This is a genomic window from uncultured Marinobacter sp. (genome assembly GCF_947488835.1).
Taxonomy (GTDB): domain Bacteria; phylum Pseudomonadota; class Gammaproteobacteria; order Pseudomonadales; family Oleiphilaceae; genus Marinobacter.
This window is the reverse complement of the sequence record NZ_CANLBK010000003.1, coordinates 100,411-122,963: the sequence shown is the minus strand read 5'-3', so window position 1 is coordinate 122,963 and position 22,553 is coordinate 100,411. Positions and strand designations below refer to the sequence as shown.

Below are 22,553 nucleotides of genomic sequence, written 5' to 3'. Positions count from 1 at the left end.
GTTATTGATCAAGCACGTACCGCCGCCGGCCGGCACCCAGCCCGGCAATGAGAGCACCGAGCGCAATCAAGCCAAGCACGCCGCCGGCAACATTCCAGCTGTCGAATTGTTCGTGCAGAATTCCCATCAGCAGAGGGCCTATCGCGGCCATGGTGTAGCCGAGGCTCTGGGCCATTCCCGACAGGCGGGCAGCGGTTTGGGCGTCTCGTGCTCGCACGGCCAAGAGGGTAAGTGCAATGCTGAAGGAACCACCCTGGCCCAGTCCCAGCACCGCAACCCATAACCAGGCACTCTCAATGGGCGCGTAGATACTGCCACCAAGCCCCATCGCCGTCGCAAGCATGACGAGCGTAATCATAAAGCGCTGATCGCGCATTTTGCTGGCAATCCATGGCGCTGCAATGGCTGCGGGTACCTGCACCATAATGGAAACCGACAGGGCCAGCCCGGCCTGAACCGGCTCTACGCCCCGATCTTGCAGGATGGTTGGTAGCCAGCCGAATACCGTGTAGGCGAGGGAGGACTGCAGGCCCATGAAAAGCGCTATTTGCCAGGCCAGCTTGTCTTTGAACAGTGATTTTTCGGCAGCGGGCAATTCGGTGGGCACGTACTTGCCGCCGAGCTGGAACCACCAGACCAATACCGCAACAACGGCAGGTATGGCCCAGATAGCCAGAGCCGGCTGCCAGCTGCCATTAAAAAACATGCGCAGTGGCTCGGTAGAGCCAGCCGCTATGGCGGCACCTGCGCACAACGTGGCAGTGTATATGCCGGTCATCAGGCTGGCGGATTCGGGGAAATCGCGCTTCACGATCCCCGGCAGCAAAACACTTATAATGCCGATGCAGCCGCCGGCCACTGCCGTGCCCAGAAACAAGCCACTTACCCCCAGATAGGGTCGCGCAACAATGGCCAGACCCAGAATAATGAGAACCAGCAACACGGAGCGCTCCATTCCGAGTCTACGTGCTGCACGGGGCGCAATGGGCGCTGCCAGGCCCAGCAGTAAGACAGGAAGGGTTGTGAGTACGCCTTGTCCGACCGACGACAGCGGCAGATTATCGCCAATAGTTTTCAAAATCGGCCCAACGCTGGTCAGCGCTGGCCTCAGGTTGAGCGCGACCAGCATCATGCCTACAAACATCATGATGGCGTTTCGGTGGTGTTGAACCGGGGTTCTTGGTGTCATGAATTTTCTAATCTTGCCTGCTTTCGATACTGATCAGGCGTTAACTGAAACCAGCGTTTGAAGGCTCGCCGAAAATTGGAGCTGTCATGGTAGCTGAGGATGGCTGCAATCGCATCCACCGACATAGTGCTGCTGCGCAGATAACTGCTGGCCTGCTGCGACAGTATTTCGTCACGAATACTACGGAAGCTTCGGCCTTCCAGCTCCAGCCTGCGGGCCAGAGTGCGTTTGCTGATGAACATCATGGCTGCCGCTTCTTCTTCGCTGAGCACCCCTGGAGGCTGTGACAGCATCAGTCTTTGTAGGCGGTGGGTCCAGTTGTTGGTTTTGAGCGGTAGTTTCTGCAGCATTGATTGGCACTGCCGCAGCGCCAGTGAGTAGTTTTCATTATTCGCCGCAGCGTTGGGAATATCGCAAAGATACGCGGGGATCTTCAGTATCAACTCCGGTGAGGAAAATTCGATGTCCCCGGGTAGAAATTCAGCATACCGCGGGCTGTAATCAGGTTCCGGAAAGGAGAAGCAGGTGCGCGCACCTTCTACCGGCTGCCCGATAATGAACTCTGCACATTGAAAGAGAATGGATGCGTAGGCTTCCGAAATAACACGGTGCACATCCGTATCAAGCGCCATATCAAAGTAGCAGTAGCACTCCCAGTAGTACTCGCTGCGCTTCAACTCGAGGTGGGAAAAGTCGGCTCGGGTGGGAAGGTAGGTCTCGAAAGCCTTCAGCGCGATCAACAAGTTGGGGCTGCTACTGGCCAGAAACCCCATGGCCCCATGGGTGGTCGGCGTCAGGCATTGCCCAATGCGCAAACCGAATAGTTCATCTTCAGTCATCCGCAAGGCGTTTTGCAGTATCTGCATTTGCTGGCTGGATGTGAGCAGGGTGTCGTCCTGCATCAGCTGATCCACTGAGAGGCCCGTCTGCATGAGTAGAGTGGGCAGCTCCCTTGCTTGCAGGCCCAATACCCGGGCGATCAGGCGAGAATAATTCGGGGGAATGCAGGCCGCATTTCCACTCGTTCGGCCTGTGGCCTGCACTTCTTTCTTCATGCTTCTGCGCCTTTCTGATCAGTGCCGGACAAGCACAGTGTCTTTAAATGACCCTGTGATGTCAAAAAATGACCTCTTGTAGGGGGCGATGATTGCCTAGTCTGGAGTGAACAACCACAAGATACCTTTTGTGCCGATTCTCAGGAGCGCTATATGGGCAGTATTACATTCATCGAACACCACGGTGCAGAACACGCTGTTGAAATAGAAACGGGTAAATCCCTGATGCAGATTGCCATGGATAACGGAGTGCCTGGCATCGATGCAGACTGCGGCGGTGAAGCGGCCTGTGGCACCTGCCACGTGATCGTAGATGGCAACTGGATTTCAGCCACAGGCAAGGCCGGCGATGAGGAATTGCAGATGTTGGATATGACACCGGATCGAGCGCCGACCTCCCGGTTGGCCTGTCAGATCATCGCAACGGATGCGATGGACGGTCTGGTTGCGCATTTGCCCGAGTTTCAGATGTAACAGGCGCTGGCCACTCCTCACCCACAAAAAAGACAATAACCGCAAGGATGGACGCATTATGAATATCGTTAATCTGGTTGCCGAGAAGGGCGCTGCACTTGTCCCGATGCCCACACAAATCAAGGCTGCTCATTTGCTTTACAAGGCAAAAACGAAGCTGGGGATATACACAGAATTTCCTGAATTCGTAGAAGCGCCCATCCCCGACGTATCAACGCTGGCGATAGAGGATATAGATGTCAGCAATCCTTTTTTGTACCGGCAAAATCGTTGGGAGTCTTACTTCAAGCGTTTGCGGGATGAATGTCCGGTGCATTACCAGAAGAACAGCGCATTCGGTCCCTTCTGGTCTGTTACACGCTATGAGGACATCCTGTTCGTGGACAAAAACCACAAGTTGTTTTCCTCAGAGCCCTTTATCGTTATTGGTAAGGCGCCGGATGAGCTGGCGGTGGAAATGTTCATCGCCATGGACCCACCCAAACACGATGTTCAGCGCAGAGCGGTTCAGGGTGTTGTAGCGCCGAAAAACCTGAAAGAGATGGAGGGGTTGATTCGCGAACGCACCCGGGATGTCCTGGACAAACTTCCTTTGGATGCACCGTTCAATTGGGTGGAAGATGTCTCCATTGAACTGACCTCAAGAATGCTGGCAACACTGCTCGATTTCCCATATGAGAATCGTCGTAAACTTGTTTATTGGTCTGACCTGGCCGGTGGCGGCGCCGAATCCACTGGCGGCTTGAACGACTCAGATGAGCTATTCCGGGGCATGGTGGATATGTCCCGGCATTTTTCTCGCCTGTGGCATGAGAAAAAAGCGAGAGCAGCGGCAGGAGAAGAGCCTGGCTTTGATTTGATTACCCTGCTGCAAAGCAATGACGACACCAGGGACTTGATTAACAGGCCGTTGGAGTTTTTGGGAAACCTGGCGCTACTGATTGTGGGTGGCAATGACACTACCCGAAACTCAATGACGGGTGGCGTGTTTGCGCTGAATCGATTCCCGGACGAGTTCACCAAACTGAAGAGCGACCCTAGTCTGATTACCAATATGGTGTCCGAAATTATCCGCTGGCAAACGCCCCTGGCTCACATGCGGCGTGTTGCAACACAGGATGTGGAGCTGAACGGCCAAACCATCAAGAAAGGCGACAAGGTAGTCATGTGGTACGCCTCCGGTAACCGCGACGAGCGTGCTATCGACCAGCCGGAACAGTTCATTATCGATCGCAAAAATGCCCGCAACCACCTGTCTTTCGGCTTTGGCGTTCACCGTTGCATGGGCAATCGTTTGGCCGAGTTGCAGTTGCGTATCCTGTGGGAAGAGTTGTTGGCACGTTTCGACAAAATTGAGGTGATTGGCGAGCCGGAGTATGTGCAATCCAACTTCGTGCGCGGCTATTCGAAGATGATGGTTCAGTTGTCTGCCAAACCCTCGGAGGCATGAGCTTATGACCCGGACTTGCCTCATAGTCGGTGCCAGCCATGCGGCGGCACAACTGACCACCAGCCTTCGCCAGGAAGGCTGGGAGGGTGACATTCTGGTGATCGGCGATGAGCCCCACATGCCCTATCAACGGCCGCCGCTGTCCAAGGCTTTTTTGTCGGGTGAGAAAGCGGCTGAGAGCTTACCGATTCGCCCGGCAGCGTTTTATCAAAAGAACGATATACAGTTTCGCCAAGGGCGGGTTACTGCCATCAACCGGGATCAGCAGACGCTGACGTTGGTTGGGGGTGATGGAGAGAAAGATGGAAAGAGCGAACAGCTGAGCTATGACAAGCTGGCGCTCTGCACCGGCGCGCGAGTCCGGAAGGTGGAGCTGCCCGGTAGTGATCTGGACGGGATTCATTATTTGCGCAATATGGCCGACGCTGAATCCATTAAAGCGAGCGTTGTGGAAGGCAGGCATTCCGTAATTGTTGGTGGCGGTTATATTGGCCTCGAAGCAGCGGCGTCGCTAAGGGAACTGGGGATGCATGTAACTCTTTTAGAGCGAGGCCCCAGATTACTGGGGCGGGTAACCGCACCCGAGGTATCCGAATTTTACCACCGGGTACACACGGAAAGTGGTGTGCGCATCCATACCAATATCGCTGTTTCAGGATTCTCCGGTAATGGTCGTGTGCAGAAAGTTATTTGTGCCGATGGCGCCGAGTTCCCTGCCGACCTGGTTGTGGTTGGCGTAGGGGTGTTGCCGAACACGGAGCTGGCAGAGGTAGCTGGTCTTAACGTGGACAACGGCATCGTGGTGGATGAACATTGCCGCACCAGCGATCAGAATGTAGTTGCAGCGGGGGATTGCGCCAATCAGTTTAACCGAGTTTACGGTTGCCGCGTTCGCCTGGAGTCTGTCCCCAATGCCACCGAACAAGCCAGGGTTGCTGCTGCCTCGATTTGTGGCGAAAGCAGAACCTCAGAGTTTCTGCCCTGGTTCTGGTCAGATCAGTACGATTTAAAATTGCAGATCGCCGGCCTGAGCCGGGGTTATGACCAGCTGGTAATTCGAGGCGACAGGCTCACCGGCCGAAGCTTTGCTGCGTTCTACTTTAGAGAAGGGAGGCTCATTGCGGCGGACTGTGTAAACCGCCCGCAAGAGTTTGTTTTGAGCAAGCGAATCATCGCGCAAAACCTGGCTGTTCAGCCGGATCGGTTTGCGGATGAGTCTGTACCGGTTAAAGAATTGCTGCTGGCGGATAGCCCGGCACTGGCCAGTGCCGGGGGTTGAGCACAGATTTATGGATTAATTGTCTGAGTAATGACCTTCAAGGCTCTTACGAATCATGTGCTTCTGAATTTTCCCGGTTCCTGTGCGGGGGAATTCATCCACAATCACGATAGCTTTGGGCACTTTAAAACCGGCAATATTACTCTTGCAGAAGTCGATCAGTTCGGCTTCTGTTGCCTGTGCGTCGGGCATCAGAATGACGTTTGCGGTAATCGCCTCACCCCAGCGGTCATGGGGCAAACCGATAACCGCAGCTTCCGAAACGGCGGGGTGGCCCAACAGGCAGCGTTCTACTTCCAGAGACGCGACGTTCTCGCCGCCAGTTTTGATGACGTCTTTTTTGCGATCGGTAAACCAGATGACACCGTCTTCGTCGATGGATGCAATATCACCGCTGTGGAACCAGCCGTGTTTGAACGCTTCGGTGGTTGCCTCGGGCATATTGAGATAGCGGATCATAGCTTGTGGACCTCGATAAACAATCTCGCCAGACTGCCCTCGGGGCAACAGGTTGCCCTCATCATCCATGATCGCCACTCGGGTTAAAGGTGTCGCCGAACCCCACGAGCCCGCTTTGCTCCACTGGTGTTCCGTCCGGATCAAACAGGTCATCGGGAGGAATTCAGTCTGGCCTGACCCAAGGACAATGTCGGCGCTGGGGAATAGATCGTCAACCTTCTTGAGCATGGGCTCTGACATGGGGGCCATGGCGTAGAAAGCGCGGCGTACCGATGAGAAGTCCCGGCTGCGGGCTTCCGGGTCTGCCAGAATCGCCTGGTACATCATGGGCAGGAACACGAACATGTAAACACTGTGCTCTTCAATCAGCCGTGCACTTTCTTTGGCATCGAACCCTTTTGTCATGACCAGTTTACCGCCGGTCAGAATGGAGGGGATTGCCAATGCGTTGATCGCAGTGCAATGGAACATCGGCAGTGTACAAAGAACGCTTGCCTCTGGAGGCGTCTGGTTCGCGATCGTGTTGCTCATGGCTGTCATGGTGACGGCCAGGTGACTGGTGATCACGCCCTTCGGGTTTGCCGTGGTTCCACTGGTATAAAGCAATTGCACGGGATCGCGATCGCCGGTCAGTACTTCTACCGGATCTGTACGGCCACTTTGCACCAGGCTTTCAAAAGGCTGCCAGGATTTACCGCCGCCTTCAGTGGCGGTGCTGCCTGTCCAGTAAACATGCTCAAGCGCCGGAAGGTGTGCGGGCAGATCTTTGCCTGCTCCGGCCAGTGCCTCTTCAACAATCAAAACACGGGCGCCGCAGTCATTCAGGCAGTAGGCTATTTCATGGGGCTTTAAACCCAGGTTAACCGGGGCGCACACAAGGTTGGCCTTGGCGCAGGCCATGTAAGTGATCATCAGCTCCAGGCAGTTGCGAGCCAGCAATCCCACCGTATCACCCGGATTCAGCCCCAAACCCAGCAGGGCATTGGCAGTCTGGTTAGCCTGGTTTTCAAAGGCACGGTACGTGAGGGTACGGTCGCCATCTACCAGGGCAATGTTATCCGGGAATATGTCGCTGGTGCGGCTCAGGATGTCACCAACGGATACCCGGTCGATCATGTTCAGGGAAATTTCACTGCATAGGGACATAGAAAAACTCCGACTTGTTGTACTTATCGTGAGTTGAATCTAATGCACACGGTGACTTGAAGCAAGCGCTTGCTTGGTTGTTCGGGCTCAGGTATCAGCTAAACGCCGCAATGCCTGTCTGGCCACGGCCTAAAATCAAGGCGTGAACATCGTGGGTGCCTTCATAGGTGTTCACCGCTTCCAGATTCATAACGTGTCGGATCACGTGGTATTCGTCTGATATACCGTTTCCGCCATGCATGTCGCGGGCAACCCGTGCGATGTCCAAGGCCTTGCCGCAGTTGTTGCGTTTCAGCAGCGAAATCGCATCGGGTGTGGCATCACCGGCATCCATCATGCGCCCCAGTTGCAGTGCGGCTTGCAGGCCCAGAGTGATTTCGGTCTGCATGTCCACCAGCTTCTTTTGAATCAGTTGGTTGGCTGCCAGGGGTCGGCCGAACTGTGTACGCTCAAGGGTGTAACTGCGAGCGGCGTGCCAGCAGAACTCGGCAGCGCCCAAGGAACCCCAGCTAATGCCAAAGCGGGCTTTGTTCAGGCAGCTGAAAGGCCCCTTCAAGCCTTCTACGTCCAGCTTGTTTTCCTCTGGTACAAACACCTCGTTCATAAAGATAGAGCCAGTATCGGATGCACGGAGTGAGAACTTTCCTTCAATTTTCGGGGTGTCGAGCCCATTGGCACCCTCTCGCTCGATCACAAAGCCGGTCACCCTGCCGTCCAGTTTGGCCCAGACTACGAAAATATCGGCGATAGGAGAATTGGTGATCCAGGTTTTGGAGCCGCTTAGCAGGTAGCCGCCGTCTGCCTTTTTGGCGCGAGCTTCCATGCTGCCCGGGTCAGAGCCGTGGTTGGGTTCGGTCAGGCCGAAGCAGCCAACCAGTTCGCCCGAGGCCAGCTTTGGCAGAATGCGCTTTCTTAGAGCTTCTTGGCCGAAAGCATGAATTGGGTGAATGACCAATGAGGATTGAACGCTCAGTGCAGAGCGATAGGCAGAATCAACTCGTTCAACCTCGCGAGCGATCAGGCCGTAGCTAACGTGGTTCAGGCCAGGGCCGCCGTATTCCTCAGGCAAGGTGGCGCCAAGCATGCCGAGTTCGCCCATTTGATTGAAAATATTGCGGTCGAATTTTTCATGACGGTTTGCTTCAAGAATGCCTGTCATAAGGCGTTGGTCGCAAAAACTGCGAATGCTGTCCCGCACCTGACGCTCGGTTTCATCCAGTTGTTTATCGAGTTGCAGCAGGTCGTTCCAAGGTGCTGAAGCCATTTTTTTTCCTCAAAAAAATGTTGGCAGGTATACCATCTTCACAGGGTGTGATGGACTTTGAGGGGACGGATAAGCCAAAAACATACACCCCGGAAGAGTCCGGGGTGTATGTTTACTTACTTAACAGCAGTTTTTTCTAGAAGTTGTACTGAGCTGCAAACAAAAGCCGGCTCGCATCGCCGTCGTCGCCATTCTGCACTTCGCGCATACCATACTGGTATTCAACGCCCATCATTACGTTCTTGACCGGAGTCCACTGATAGTTTGCCATCACAGCAGAGATTGTCTCCGATGTGGTAGCGGCAATCACCCCGTCAGCAACACCATCATCCAGATCGACCTCTGTCATGCCGTAGCCGATGTTGATACTCCGGCCATTGCCCAGATTGAAGCCAGCGCCAAGGCTGCCGCCGTATCCAGAGATGGTTTCTACGTCGCCATTGGGGGCAACATATGCGCTAGCTACACCGGAACGGTACAGGTAATTGCTTGCGCCATCCGTGAAGCTCAGGGTTCCCTGAATTGTAATCATATCTGAAAGCGCGATTTTGCCAGCCACGAAGGTTGCAAAGCCAAAGGCGCTGTCATCCGTTGTGCCTGTGTCATAGCCGAGTTGCTGCGCCAGAACCGCGGCAGAGTAGGACAGCCCGCCAGAGCTGTCTTCAAAGCGAGCTGTCAGGGCAGGCATGCCATCTTTGGCCGCAGCGCCAGCACCTTCAACCGAGTTCATTGGTTGTTCTGCAGAAACAGATAAAGCTCCGGTCGTGTAGCGCAGCTGCGGGGTGCGGGCCTGATACCCAGCTAAACCTGGCAGGGAGTCGAAGTCCAGCGTTGATGTGTTACCCACGAAACTGGTGAAGTTGGACCAGGTTTGGCCGGCCAAAACGCCATTGTATGAACCGTAAGCATGGCGCAAGCGCAAAGTCCCACCACCGCCGCCACGGAAATCCCCTTCAATGTTAAAAGTGACGCCTTCAGGGCTGGTTGTTTTAACACCAATGCGACTTTGGAACGCATCTGCGCCGAAATAACCTGTTGCCTCGTTGTTTTCAGCGGCACCCACGTTAATTGCTTCGTAGTTGAACGACCGGGTGGACGATGCAGCGTTCTCATCAATGTCGTAGCTTGCTTTCAAGCTCGCATACCCGTAAATACTGCTGTCCCAACCATTAGCGTCAAAGTTTACTGCACCTGCCTGACTTGCCATACCGGCTACAGTCATAGCGGCAGCCGCACGAAGGGCCATTCCTAATTTGTTGCTTTGCATTATTGTTAACTCCAAACATTAGGTAATTATTTTTGTAAGACCCCGCAGGAAAGATAGTTGCCATCCCATGACAACTCAAATAAATTTTTGTATTTGTTCGACGAGTGTCTGTGATTTTCTTTTCGATGCAGTTGGCAGGGTGCTTGTCTGGCCCGTCCTGACACGCATTCAAGAAACTGCACAGCTCTTTCAGGTTATGCAAACCTCTTGCTGTGGCATGAGCCAAGTCCTGCTCCTATTGTTTGTGACGGATCCACCCAGTCAATCCGATATAACTCACAATAAAAGGACAGGATCATGGCTCGATTCCTCTTGGCGCTCTTCGGAGCCGCCACCTTACTTGGTTCAACAGCCCATGCATCTGACGAAAGTTCAGACGCAGTGTTTGGGCTTGCACAGGGTTGTTATGCAGTTCAGTCATTGCACAACGATCGGTTTATGCGCCGCTATAAGACCAGCGGCACCATTAATAATGGCTGGAGTTTTGACTTCAGGGCAGAGAATGCCGGGCACGCGGCAAGTTTTTACTTCAAACCCAGCGGGTTTGGTACCTTCTTGATGCGCGACCAGGCTGGACGCTTTCTCGATACACGGCTTCCGGCTGAAATTACGGCGGGCACCGATCCTGCTCAGCATGCAAACTGGCGTATCGATCAGCGTGTCGAGGGCGGAGAGCACCAATTCAAGTTAACCAGTTTGTATCTGAACCGCTCACTCAGGCATAACTGGAACAGCCGGGGTATTTATTTTATTGATTTGCTGAACCCCTGGAACAGGAATAGCGAAAACTGGTTCAGGTTTGTGCCTGCTGAAAATTGTGCAGATTTCCCTGAGGCCGAGCTGAATGTTGCGGGCGACCGCGAGCAGCTCAAAGGCGACCCGAATGCCCCGGTTCGCGGCTCGATTGATGCGCACACGCACATCACCTCATACGAATTCATGGGTGGAACCATGATGGGCGGCGCGCCGTTTCATCCCTTTGGTGTAACCAAAGCGCTTGCCGACAGTTCCGATGTGCATGGCCCCAATGGCTCGCTGGATGTGATTGGCAACCTGATGGGTTTCAACGACATCAACTTCCGTTACAACACCGCCGGTTGGCCGGACTTTCCTTTCTGGCCCAACCACCAGAGTTTGTCTCACACCGGGTACTACTATCGCTGGATTGAGCGGGCCTTCCTGGGCGGGCAGCGCATGATGGTGACCCATCTCGTGGAAAACGAAGTTCTGTGTAACATTCAATCCACCCTGTTGCCGCAAAGCTGGGGTGGTACTAACAGCTGCAATACCATGGAGAGTATTGATCTCCAGATTCTCCGTTTGCATGAAATGCAGACCTATGTGGATGCGCAAGCTGGCGGCCCGGGCAAGGGATTCTTCCGGATAGTGAGCAGTCCCGAAGAAGCCAGGCAGGTGATTGCCGATGGCAAAATGGCGATTGTTTTGGGCATCGAGGCTTCCGAGCTCTTTAACTGTGGCCTGAAAGATCAAACCTGCTCCCAAGCTTATGTAGATGCCCAGCTGGAAAAGTACCACGACCTGGGTGTTCGTGTGATCTACCCCATTCATCGGTTTGATAACCAGTTTGGTGGCGCCAGAATTGAAGGCGGTCTGATCAATGTGGGTAATAACCTGTCAACGGGCCGGTACTTCTCCACCAGTACCTGTGCTGATGAAACTGTAGGCCAGATGATGATCAACGACCTGGGGCTGTTTGGGCTTGAGGCGTTGTTGGGGGTGACTGGCTCTACCAATTACGATGAAACCACGGGGCAGTGCAACAATCGTGGGCTGACGGATCTAGGTATCTATCTGGTGAACCGGCTGATGGATAAGGGCATGGTTATCGAGGTGGATCATATGTCTCAACATAGCCACGAAGCCGTGTTGGATATTGCCGAAGCGCGTCAGTACTCCGGGCTGATTTCCGGCCACAGCCACATGCACGCAGGCACGAACGGAACCGTGCACCCGAACGCGGTTCGTATTGCTGAGCTTGGCGGAATTTTAGCGCCTTATAACAGCGATGCTGACCACATTGGTGGTGCGATTTCCGGATTTCTGGATAAGGTCGAGGCGACGGATTACCTGCCGGGTGTGACCTTCTCTACCGATATGAGCGGGATCGGCAACCAGCCGGGCCCTCGCGCGAGTGCTGCGGTATCGCCACTTGAGTATCCGTTCACTACGGAGTTTGGGCTCACGGTGAACAAGCAGATCACCGGCAACCGCAGTTTCGATCTGAACGCCGATGGCATGGCACATTACGGCCTGATTGCTGATCATATTCAGGATCTCCGTGAACGCGCGCCTAATCGCGTATATGAGTCTGTTATGAACTCGGCAGAAGCCTATCTTCAGATGTGGGAGCGTGCCAGCAGCAACCCAAACCGCGAGTTTGTGAATCCGTTGCCGAACTACGTTACGATTTTCAACCGTGGAAAGAACACCTGCCTTGATGTTCCCGGAAACGACGATGGCGTAAGCAGTGGTGCCTGGGTAGATCATTACGCGTGCCAGCCCCTGGCGCGGGATCAGCGGTGGTTGTTCGACCCCGTACAGGGAACCATCTCTAACCAGGAAGGCGATGATGCATACTGCCTGGATAACAACGGCACGCCCTGGAATAACGGCTACCCCAACCTGCAGGCGTGTAACGGCAGCACTCAGCAAAATTGGCAGTACTCCGGCCAACGCATAACCAGTGCGGGCAGCAATAGCCACTCGCTGGATGCCTATGACAGCGGCTGGGTAGGGTTCTGGCAGTCCCACGGTAACGCGAATCAGCAGTGGGAGTTGCGCATGGATTCCGCGAGCGGTCGCCTGGCGGAATACCGAAGCGCCAGATCTGGCTTGTGCCTGACTGCGAACGGTGTCGGCTCGTCATTGAACCTTGCAGATTGCTCGGGCGCCGACGCGCAACTGTGGCAATGGCAGCCCACGCCGGGCGTGTTGCGCTCCGGGCTTGACCCTAACCTGTGTGTTTCCAGTTCGGCTCAGGCCGCCAACGGCACACCGCTGGTGCTCGCTGCTTGCAGCACCGGTGATGCGCAGCAGTTCGAGCAGCATGCCGATAAGTCCTTCCGGCTTAAGCAAAATGGCAATTACGCTATGGATGCAGCAGGCCAGGCTTTGGTGATGTGGCAGCACCATGGTGGTAGCAATCAGCAGTGGGTTGCGACACAGCCTCAATAGTTGATAGTCGCCCGTTCGTCACCAGTGACGGGCGGGCGACTATTCCATTTGCTGTCGCCGCTTTCAAGGGTGCAAACCAGTCGACGCACAATCCTCTGAATTCCTCCTATACTTGATAAAAAATAATAACATCAACAATCGAGGGGTTCGCTTTGCTCGCGCTCACTGGGTTCGGTTTGGGTTCTCTGGCTGCTCTGTTCCTGATTTCCTGGCGAGACTTCCGGCACCTGCGGGTGGGAAAAGTCTTTCTTCTGATCATCCTCGCATCAGTTGCATACCTTATGGACCCGCTCGCTCCGGCTCACTGGCGTTGGCTAACCTCTGATCTTCAAACCGCGCTGCCCGCTTTGTTCTGGGTGCTTTGCCAGCTTGTCTTTGCGTCGCGCCCACGGTTAATCAGCGTATGGGGCGCAATGGCGCTATACAGCTTTGCTGCCCCCGCGTTATCCACTCCTTTCATAGAGGCTGGGCACTGGTCTGATGTGGGTGCGTTTTTGGGGCTGAAATTGGGGCAGTGGTTTGAGTATGTGGTTGTGCTGCATGGCGTAATCTATGTGGTTCGCCATTGGCGTAACGATCTGGTTGAAGCGCGCAGAAAACTTCGCTTGGCGCTGTTGCTGATTTTGGGCAGTGCAGTGGGTACTGCAACCATCAGTCTGAATTTTGGTATCTACCCTGAGGCGACCAGAGGCATGATTGTGGGTTTGGCATCCTTGGCGATTCTGTTCTGTATTATTTCGTCCCGTGATGTATTGCTGGAACTGACGCCAGGCGAGCAGTCGGTTGAATGTGAACAACAGCCGGAACCGGAAGCTTGCGCCCTGGTTGATGCGCCACGGCAAGTTGATAGTGATGATGGGTTAAAACTGGAAGAGCTTATGAACGGCGGGTTCTACAAGAGGGAAAAACTGGCGTTAAAACAGTTGGCTGATGCTCTGGGTATTCCGGAGTACCGAGTACGCCGTTTGATTAATCAAAAGCTCGGGTATCGTAACTTCAGTGATTACATCAACCACCTTCGGATCGCGGAGGCTTCGAACCGCCTGATCGATACGCCAGAAGAGCCTGTGCTCAACATATCTCTGGATGTGGGGTACCGAACCCTCAGCTCCTTCAATCGTGCCTTTCGGGAAATCATGAACACTACACCAACGGCTTTTCGGCATGAGAGAAGCCTTGAGCAGCTTCAGGCCGGAGAGGATCCAGGTGTAAAAGACCGGCTCTCCAGCTGAGGCTAAGGTTGATTTCCCGGAGTTACCGGGAAATCGTTTTGCTTACAGAAACGGACCAGTCGCTTTCAAGGCCGTTGGTATCTACGGTTTTCATTGCAAAATACCAGGTACCCTCGGTAAGGCCGGCGACTTGGTATTCCATTGCTTGACCGTCTTCTACAGTGATTTCATTCGTTCTGTCATCAACACGTTCTTCTGTGCCATATTTAACGATGTACTTGTCAATTTCACCCATCGCCAGTGCTTCTCCGTTTACGCGGGTCGCAGGCGCATTCCAGTTCATTGTTGCGTTACCCGTTATTGGCTCCGGAGTTGGCTCTGGCTGTGGCTCAGGAGTCGGAGCTGGCTCAGGCTCAGGTGTTGGCTCGGGCTCGGGCTCTGGGGCTGGTTCAGGCGCCGGTTCGGGTTCTGGCGTTGGCTCCGGCTCGGGGGCAGGCTCTGGCGTTGGCTCAGGTGTCGGGTCAGGAACGGGTTCCGGCGCTGGCGGAACTGTCGGCATTGTGGAGCCCAGGGTTTGTTCGAGGCTTGCAAGGGTGTTGTCCATAACCGCATCTTTAACGCCGGCTCCTTTCAGCACGTCCCATAGTAGGTCCGCCTGCACAATGGCTGCGACAGTTAGCAGCTCAACGCTCAGGTCCAGATTCTCTCCGGCGCTTAGCGGCAGGTCACCATTGGGCTCTGAAACCTCTTTGGCAGCACCGAGAACATCGCCCAGTGTCTTCCATTGTTGCCCGTCTACCAGGCTAAGAAAGGCAATATTCAACAAGGCGGTTTTCAGGTCCCGGGCTTGAATGCTGCTCAAATCTGCGGCTGCAAGGTCCATTGGCTTCTCCAGCAAGGCGCCCGCACCAAGGCCAAAGCGTTCTTCCTGATTGCGAAGCAATTCCGTGAACCGGGAAACGCTGTGATCCGATGACTTGAGAAACTTTTCAAATGCCAGAGTTACCAGTGGTGTTAAAACAACACCTTCGTTGGCATTGGACGGCACCACAAGGGATTTCAGCTCCAGGTTGTTACCCGGCCAGAACCATTCGCCAAAGCTGATGCTGACTCCGGAAGGTGTTTTACACGAAGGTTGGGCATCGCAGCGCATGAGGGTTTGAGTATCTGACTGCAGAATCACCTTTAGCGGCTCAGCTGAATAGGCCTCAGGTACTGAGATCCGGAATCCACCGTTTTCGTTGGTTCTGACGGTGTCACCGATTTTTACCCAGTTGCTATCCATAGTGCTGGCCATAGCGTCGGTTTCGTGATGCCAGATCGAGATAAGCCCACCGTCCACAGCTCCCTTAACGGCATAACCTTCCACCCAAAACTTCTGCTCCGGGGTTTCTTCCGGGGTGTTGTTGTCGCCGGGCGTGGTCACCGATGAGTTGGGTGTTTGAGGTGATGGGGCTGAAGAATCGCCACCACCACAGGCGGTAAGGAGTGAGCTCAGCGCGATGATAAAGAGGCTTGAGCGTGAGCTTGTATGGAAGGACATTGTGCATCTCCGGGGTATTTGGATGATGCAATCCTATCGGGCAAGCGTGTTAAATGGTGTAAAATATGGCGCTATTTGGTTACTTTTTGAGCCAAAAAACCGTCGCCGCCGAGTTCGATAAGCGGGGATGTGGACGCGTTAAGAGTGGTGCGCGGTGGCCGTGCTGTGCCCTTACTATGCCCGTGCTATAGCTCTATTACGGCCTTTCGGGGCTTAGGGACAGTGCTGGCCCAGCCGCATCAGATGACCACAACGGGTAGGGAATGCCCGACAGGCGGTTCATCAAGAACGCATGCACCAGTAACACAAGTACACCTGCCATCAAAATAGGTAATTGGGAAGGGTTGGGCATAAGCCCCAAAGATACGATCAGCGCAGTGGCGCCTGCGGGTGGATGGGCAACTTTCAGTAAAACCATCAAACAGCTGGTCAAGCCCAAAGACACGGCGGCGGCACCCACGCGCGGTAAATCCACAGAGCTGACAAATGCTGAGGGCGCATCCTGTAAGCCAAACAGATACAGCGCTAACAGCCCCATCAAAGCGCCAATTAAATGTCCGCACAGAGTGTTTCTTGGTGAGGCTGGTTGAGCCATGGGTACATAGAAAAGAATAAAAGCAGTCGCGCCCAAAGACGGGAAAATAAAGGCTTCCTGAGTGATCAGCGCGATAAAAGACACCAGAGCGATGCTTACGCCACCATTCACGAGGTTGAAGCCAGCCATCACGGTTCTGCGGCTATATCTGCTTGCCAAGCGTTCCAGGTGGAAGGCTCGTAAAACGCCGGAAGCCAGTTGCCAGCGTAATCGTTCGTTCTTGATACCCATGGTGCGTCCGTACACAAAAAAGTGGGCTAGAGTACGTTGTGGCAGTGGTTTTCGCAATTTCCCGTTTGTTATATGGTTATTTTTTTAATGCCTGAGTCAGTGCAGTCAATGCATCGCAGCAATCTGGCGCTATGCTGTGCCGGCTAAGAAATACGGCATTGATTGGAGCCAGTCGTGATCCACAACATCAAGGTGAGGTTTTACGCTTTATTTTTGCTGGCCTTCGCCTCGGTTGTGGCACCCTATGCTGCGAGCAGGGAAGCCCCAAAACCCTTCGCGAACCCGGCGTTGGCGCAGTGTGTTATGGAAAGCCCGCTTCGGGAGGTTGGGGCAGGTCTGGATGCCCCATCAACACACCCGCCTGGTCATCGAAAGCCTGCTATCCCGGCAGAGTTCGGAAGAACGCCTTGCAGTGATAATCGAGCGTTCCGCTTTGGCAGTGGCCTGTCGGATATTACTGGCCCTGTGGCGCTGAAAAGTGGTGCCGGCTGGGAAGACACAGGCCAGGTTATGCACGGCCTTCATCAGCGGCAATATGCGCGGGCTTTTGCGGTGGAATCACCCTGCAATGGCAAGCGGATAATGTTCGTGTCCGCCGACATCGGCTTGATGTGGGGAAGCATTCGGGTTGGGGTGCTCAATGCGCTGGCTGCGGACCCGGAGCTGGCGGGCGTATATAACTCTGATAATCTCATGCTTTCCGCCACCCACACCCACAATGGCCCTGCCGGCTACGCCCACCACGAAGCCGGGAATTCGTTGCATTTGGGTTTCGATTCGCTGGTATACAGCACCATAGTGAACGGAATTGCAGACGCCATCTCCCGTGCCCACTACAACATTGAAGCCAATCCTAAGCCCGCGCCTATTTCCTTGGCTGAGGGCGAACTGCTCAACACCAACATCAACCGCTCGCGGCCTGCTTATGCCATGAATCCGGAACAGGAGCGGCAACAGTATCTGAACGTAAGGGGCGAAGAGGTTGATGTTAACAAGACCATGGTGCAGCTGAACCTGAGGCGCCAGAACGGCAACTCCGTAGGGGTCATCAACTGGTTTGGTGTGCATCCTACGGTTATGGGGCCCGAGGTACCTTATGTCAGCTCCGATATGAAGGGCTTCGCCTCCTTGGGTTATGAAGAAATCATGGCCACGGATTATAGAGGCGATCCAGCCACCGACAGCTTCGTGGCCGCCTTTGCCCAAGCCGATGAAGGCGATGTTTCCCCTAATATTTTCATTAATGAATTTCCCCACCCGGACCCCCGCCGTGGTGGCGGTGAAACGCCGATGGATTCCAATGCAATCTCCGGAACAAAGCAGCTGGCCAAAGCGCTGGAACTTTGGCAGGCCGGCCAGCCGCTGACCGGTGGGGTGGACTACCGGTTAATGCACGTACAGATGAACGAAGTCACCGTCACAGATCCGCAGGTACTGGCAAGCCTGCGGCATCCCCCAGAGCTTGATGCCACGGTTAAACAAACCTGTAACGCAGCTCTCGGGCTGTCCTTCCCGGCCGGTGCAGAAGATGGGCCAGGCCCTTTGAGTCGTGAAGGGCTTGCGTGCGGCGGCACCCTTGATATCCCCAGCGCTACTTTTCCTTTCAATATTCTCGGTGATTTGTTGATGTGCAAAGCGCAGCAGCTGCCGGGGCTGGGGTTGGGTTGCCATGCTGAAAAGCCGGTGCTGATGTTCACCAATGCCGGGGAGGTATTCGATAGCCTGTCCGGCGCACTGGGCAAGCTGTTCGGCCTGACCCTCAATCTCGAACCGGCGGTGCAGCCATTTCAGGTGTTCCGTATCGGTAATCTCGCTTTGGTTGGCTTGCCATGGGAGCTGACCACCACCTCTGCCCGACGAATAAGGGCGATGGTGCTGGAAGAGCTGGCGTCGGTGGGTGTAAACACGGTGGTCATCGCCGGCCTGTCGAATGGTTACAACCACTATCTGACCACACGTGAGGAGTACGCCAGTCAGCAATACGAGGGCGCGTCCACGGTATTTGGTCCTTGGAGTCTGGCCGCTGTTACTCAGGAGCTAAGAAAGCTGGCGGTCTCGATGGCGGAAGGAACGGCTTTGCCAGAGGGCCCGGCTTATCCGGATGTCATCCCGATGTTGCGCAGGCCTCCTTACTTAGCGGGTGACCGCCCCGGCGCCCAGGGTTTTGGGGCGCTGATCGAGGATGTTCCCGCCCTGGCGGCACCTGGCGATCAGATCTCAGCCCGGTTTCAGGCCAGTCACCCCCGCAACGACTTGATGCTCAATGACAGCTATGCATTTACAGAAAGACTTGAAGAAGATGGCAGCTGGGCGGTGATCGCCACCGATCGCCATCCGGCCCTGCTGTACACGTGGCATCCCGAGTACTTGCCGCCCATGCCTTTGGATTTGCCCTTCACTGGCACCTCGGAAGCCACGGTTAGCTGGAAGCTACCCCGTAATTTGGCTCCGGGCAGCTATCGCCTCAGAACCAAAGGTGTCGCTAGCCCTGGTGGTGCTTGGGAAGGTGTGAGTGGAACCGTGAAAGTAGAGGGTGTGCAAGCAAGTTGCCCATAGCAGGGGATCGAAGCCAATGAATCCTGTAGGATTGTTCAAGGTTGTTTCGTAGCACAGGGCGGGCTGAATGCGCTGTTGCCTGTAGACGGTGGGAAAGAATATGCGCTCAAGTAAAGCTCTATGGCTAACGCTTTGTTTGCTCGTCACTACAGCTTTTGTCCAAGCCGCTGAATCAAGGGAGCTGGTGTTCCTCAACTGGCAGGATTACATGGATCCTGAGATTCTTTTAGAGTTTGAGCAGCGCACGGGTATCGCAGTAAAGCAAAGCTATTTCGATTCCGATACCTCCAGGGACGAACTGCTGCTTGAGACCGAAGGCAAGGGCTTTGATGTTGTGCTCATCAATGGGGCGTCAATCCGAATTCTGGCCAAGCGCGGCTGGCTCGAACCTCTTGGTGAATCCAGTATTCCCAATCTGGCGCATGTGGACCCACGTTGGCGTTCCGCGTTTGAAAAAGCCGAAGAGTATGGTGTGCCTTATTTCTGGGGAACACTCGGCATTGTCTACCGTAAAGATCTGGTTCCCTTCGAGGTGACAAGCTGGATGGACCTGTTGCAGCCAGTGGCAGAGCTACAGGGGAAAATCGCCATGATCGGCGACAGTGCGGATATGATTGGTGTAGCGCTCAAGGCGCTGGGCTACTCGCTTAATAGCACTGACAGGCAAGAGCTGAGAGAAGCGGAAGCGCTTCTGCATGCACAAGCACCCTCCGTTAAAACCTATCGTTACATTTCCCTGAATGAAGACTCTGCCCTGCTATCCGGCCAGGTTGTCATGAGCATGATGTACAACGGCGACACTCGCATGTTGCAGGAGCACAGTGACGATGTTGTGTTTGTACTCCCTGAGGAAGGTAGCAATATCTGGACTGATTATCTGGGGGTACTCCGAGCCTCCACCAGAAAAGCGGATGCCAAGCGATTCATCGATTTTCTCAATGAGCCTGAGATTGCCGCGCGGCTGGCCCAGTATGTCTATTATGCAACCCCGAATCAGGCTGCCGAAGCCTTGCTGCCCGGGAGCTTCAGAGATGACGAGGTTATCTATCCAATAGGGGAGGCACTGGACAATTCGGAAGCCTATAGCCGTCTGCCTCCTCGCGCCAAAAAGAACCGCGCAGTCATCTATTCGCGCCTCGTCAACTGAGTCCCAGATACGCCTATGCGTCTTCATGCCAAGGTTCTGTTAGTCGTCGTACCCTTAGCGGTTATTCCGTTGATGATTCTGGGCTGGTTGGCCTATGACCAGCTGCGTTCGACGGCGGTAGAACGCAGCTCGAGCCAGATGACGACGCTAATGGATCAAATGGCGCGTAACTTTCAGGTGCATAGGGACATTGCCAAAGCTAACGCGAAACTGTTTGCCGATGCCTCGCTGATGCGGGCCTATGCGCTCACAGAGGATGAGGAAGAGCGGTATGCATTGATGCTGCCTTCACTGCTTAAGCTGTTCTCCAGTTATCTGCGTGCTTACCCCGATTACACTGAGATCCGATACCTGCTGCCCGATGGTTATGAAGATGCCCGTGTCGCCTTGGCGCCGGCGTCGAATTTTAGCGAAGAAGAAGGGGGCACACCGTTCTTCCAGGAGCTTCGCCAGTTTGAGGGTGAGACGTTTGTCTGGGTTACCTCTACCCCCGGTAGCAGCACGGTATCACTGCAAGTCGGGCGGCCCATGCGGTTAATCGACCCAACCACTCAGGACCCGCTTAACAGCAAGCCGACACTGCGTGGTTATCTGGTTGTCACCATGGGGCTGGATTTTATGGTGGAGCAAATGGCTGCCAGCCGGATTGGTGAAGACGGCCATACGCTTATCATCAACGACGAAGGCAAGATTCTTTTCCATCGGAACCGCTCGCGATTGGGTCAGCGCATACCCGAATCCCTGTTGACCAAGATCTCCGGGGCGGAAAACAGTGAGGAACTTGTGCCGGCGACCTATCAGCAGGAAGCGAGTCTTTTGGCAACGCGGCGATTACACGAAGGCTTGCTGATGATTGGCGTGCTGCCGGAGCGGGAATTGCTCAAAGAGAGTCAGCAGCTGGGGACGACGGTTGCCTGGATCATACTCGGCACCGTGGTGTTGATGATTGTCGGGCTGTTTATTTCCATGAATTTGCTTATGGTTCGGCCGTTGCAAACCCTGATGAGAGCCATACGCGAGATAGGCCATGGCAATCTCGCGCCCAAGATAGCCTTGTCCAGCAAGGATGAGTTAGGGCAGTTGGTGCAGAGCTTTCAGGAGATGGCTGGCAATCTGGACACCTCGCGTACCAGAATCGAGCGACTGGCCTATCACGACAGTTTGACGGGCCTACCCAACCGATTCCGAGCCCACGAGACATTGCGCCGCATGATTTCTCTTGCCCGTCGGGAAGATGGCAAAATGGCCGTGTTGTTTCTGGATCTCGATAACTTCAAACGGGTCAACGACTCCCTGGGCCACCAAGTGGGTGATCTATTGCTCAAGGAAACGGCCGCTCGTCTCACATCGGTACTGAGGATGGAAGATGTGGTGCACCCGGAAGTACCCCAGAACACCTCGGGTATCCTCGCCCGCCTGGGCGGTGACGAGTTCGTTATCCTGCTGCCCAAGGTTGATAACTCCCAGGATGCGGCAAAAGTTGCCTCACGCATTCTTGATGCACTGAAAGCGCCGTTCCATTTTGGGCATGAAGAGATATATAGCAGTAGCAGCATCGGAATCTCATTGTTTCCGGATGACGGGACTGAGGTAGACGATTTGATAAAGCGTGCCGATGCCGCGATGTATCAGGCCAAAGAGCAGGGTCGCAACAATTTTCAATTTTATTCTGCAACTTACAACCGTGCGGCGTTGGAACATATCTCCCTGGAAGCCGGTTTAAGGCGCGCGTTGAGTAATGACGAGTTGGAGCTCTATTATCAGCCACTGGTGCAGGCCAGCACCGGTAAAGTCGTTGGCCTGGAAGCGTTACTACGCTGGAATGACCCGAGAGAAGGCGCTATCGACCCGGATAGATTTATTCCGGTCGCCGAGGATAGCGGTTTGATTCTGCCCATAGGTGAGTGGGCTCTACGTGAGGCCGGGCGCCAGCTAAGTGTTTGGCAGGCGGCTGGGCTCAGCAATGCCTGTGTGTCCGTCAATGTGTCTGCTATACAGCTTCAGCGGCAGAATCTTATAGCGATTGTTGATGAGGTGCTGGAGGTGAACGGGCTGAAACCTTGGCAAGTTGAACTCGAAATCACCGAAACTGCGTTGATGAAGATCCGGCCGGAGGTTATTGGCTATCTCGATAAGATGCGCCAAAAAGGTGTGACTATTTCGCTGGATGATTTTGGTACTGGATACTCGTCCTTGAGCCTTCTTCAGGAATTGCCTATCTGCAAGCTCAAGATCGATAAGAGCTTTGTGCGGGATATGCTGGTCGACCCAAAGGACGCAGCCATCGTCTCGGCAATACTTTTTATTGCCAAAAGCCTGGGGCTGACCTCAACCGCCGAGGGCGTGGAAACGCCGGAGCAAGCCGCTTATCTTGCTGGTGAAGGCTGTGATCAGCTCCAGGGCTATGTGCTAAGCCGGCCCTTGCCGGCGGCTGAAATGACCCGATTCTTGAAAAGCAAAAGGGCCCTGGAGCTGCTCAAATCAACCTTGCAGGTGTCGTGAGCCCGCCAAGGCTTGTCACAGAGCGCGCC

The 22,553-nt window shown here is 54.6% G+C and carries 15 protein-coding genes; 8 read left to right on the top strand and 7 right to left on the bottom strand.

Features of this window, described 5'->3' with window-relative positions:
* Window position 1 precedes the first annotated feature (1 nt).
* Window positions 2–1,189: a CynX/NimT family MFS transporter gene (locus Q0824_RS12070; protein ID WP_298450795.1), complete on the bottom strand. Its 1,188-nt coding sequence runs from the start codon at window positions 1,187–1,189 to the stop codon at window positions 2–4.
* Window positions 1,186–2,244 (bottom strand): AraC family transcriptional regulator, encoded by a 1,059-nt coding sequence (locus tag Q0824_RS12065; RefSeq protein ID WP_298450792.1) that lies wholly within the window; start codon window positions 2,242–2,244, stop codon window positions 1,186–1,188. Before Q0824_RS12065 ends, Q0824_RS12070 begins: the two co-directional genes overlap by 4 nt.
* A 153-nt stretch (window positions 2,245–2,397) precedes the next feature.
* On the opposite strand from Q0824_RS12065, the gene Q0824_RS12060 reads away from it, so the two are divergent.
* From Q0824_RS12060 to Q0824_RS12050, 3 genes are read left to right on the top strand one after another with little or no spacing between them, the layout of a single operon-like run.
* Window positions 2,398–2,718: a 2Fe-2S iron-sulfur cluster-binding protein gene (locus tag Q0824_RS12060; RefSeq protein ID WP_298450789.1), complete on the top strand. Its 321-nt coding sequence runs from the start codon at window positions 2,398–2,400 to the stop codon at window positions 2,716–2,718.
* 58 nt (window positions 2,719–2,776) lie between these two features.
* Complete coding sequence (locus tag Q0824_RS12055; RefSeq protein ID WP_298450786.1) at window positions 2,777–4,168, top strand: cytochrome P450; 1,392 nt, start codon at window positions 2,777–2,779, stop codon at window positions 4,166–4,168.
* Between the two features lie 4 nt (window positions 4,169–4,172).
* Window positions 4,173–5,447, top strand: a complete 1,275-nt coding sequence (locus Q0824_RS12050; protein ID WP_298450784.1) for an FAD/NAD(P)-binding oxidoreductase — start codon at window positions 4,173–4,175, stop codon at window positions 5,445–5,447.
* A gap of 15 nt (window positions 5,448–5,462) precedes the next feature.
* Here Q0824_RS12050 and Q0824_RS12045 read toward each other — a convergent pair whose 3' ends face one another.
* The 3 genes from Q0824_RS12045 to Q0824_RS12035 form a co-directional block, all read right to left on the bottom strand.
* Complete coding sequence (locus Q0824_RS12045) at window positions 5,463–7,052, bottom strand: AMP-binding protein (protein ID WP_298450781.1); 1,590 nt, start codon at window positions 7,050–7,052, stop codon at window positions 5,463–5,465.
* Window positions 7,053–7,146: 94 nt separating this feature from the next.
* Window positions 7,147–8,316: an acyl-CoA dehydrogenase gene (locus Q0824_RS12040; protein WP_298450778.1), complete on the bottom strand. Its 1,170-nt coding sequence runs from the start codon at window positions 8,314–8,316 to the stop codon at window positions 7,147–7,149.
* A gap of 136 nt (window positions 8,317–8,452) precedes the next feature.
* Window positions 8,453–9,583, bottom strand: coding sequence for a DcaP family trimeric outer membrane transporter (locus Q0824_RS12035; protein ID WP_298450775.1), 1,131 nt, complete (start codon window positions 9,581–9,583; stop codon window positions 8,453–8,455).
* A 297-nt stretch (window positions 9,584–9,880) separates the two neighbouring features.
* Here Q0824_RS12035 and Q0824_RS12030 point away from each other — a divergent pair, with 297 nt between their 5' ends.
* Window positions 9,881–12,778, top strand: a complete 2,898-nt coding sequence (locus Q0824_RS12030) for a ricin-type beta-trefoil lectin domain protein (protein ID WP_298450772.1) — start codon at window positions 9,881–9,883, stop codon at window positions 12,776–12,778.
* Window positions 12,779–12,930: 152 nt separating this feature from the next.
* Window positions 12,931–14,010, top strand: coding sequence for a helix-turn-helix domain-containing protein (locus Q0824_RS12025; protein ID WP_298450770.1), 1,080 nt, complete (start codon window positions 12,931–12,933; stop codon window positions 14,008–14,010).
* Between the two features lie 22 nt (window positions 14,011–14,032).
* Here Q0824_RS12025 and Q0824_RS12020 read toward each other — a convergent pair whose 3' ends face one another.
* Together Q0824_RS12020 and Q0824_RS12015 are read right to left on the bottom strand one after the other, a co-directional pair.
* Window positions 14,033–15,493 carry a fibronectin type III domain-containing protein gene (locus tag Q0824_RS12020; protein ID WP_298450763.1) on the bottom strand — a complete coding sequence of 487 codons (1,461 nt, stop codon included), beginning with the start codon at window positions 15,491–15,493 and terminating at the stop codon, window positions 14,033–14,035.
* A 196-nt stretch (window positions 15,494–15,689) separates the two neighbouring features.
* Window positions 15,690–16,319, bottom strand: a complete 630-nt coding sequence (locus Q0824_RS12015) for an HPP family protein (RefSeq protein ID WP_298450761.1) — start codon at window positions 16,317–16,319, stop codon at window positions 15,690–15,692.
* A 174-nt stretch (window positions 16,320–16,493) separates the two neighbouring features.
* Here Q0824_RS12015 and Q0824_RS12010 point away from each other — a divergent pair, with 174 nt between their 5' ends.
* The 3 genes from Q0824_RS12010 (at window position 16,494) to Q0824_RS12000 (ending at window position 22,524) form a co-directional block, all read left to right on the top strand.
* Entirely contained in the window at window positions 16,494–18,875 is a 2,382-nt protein-coding gene (locus tag Q0824_RS12010; protein WP_298450757.1) for a neutral/alkaline non-lysosomal ceramidase N-terminal domain-containing protein, read from the top strand.
* A 100-nt stretch (window positions 18,876–18,975) separates the two neighbouring features.
* Window positions 18,976–20,022, top strand: a complete 1,047-nt coding sequence (locus Q0824_RS12005) for a spermidine/putrescine ABC transporter substrate-binding protein (RefSeq protein ID WP_298450755.1) — start codon at window positions 18,976–18,978, stop codon at window positions 20,020–20,022.
* Window positions 20,023–20,037: 15 nt separating this feature from the next.
* Window positions 20,038–22,524, top strand: a complete 2,487-nt coding sequence (locus Q0824_RS12000) for an EAL domain-containing protein (protein ID WP_298450752.1) — start codon at window positions 20,038–20,040, stop codon at window positions 22,522–22,524.
* The last annotated feature ends 29 nt before the right edge of the window (window positions 22,525–22,553 follow it).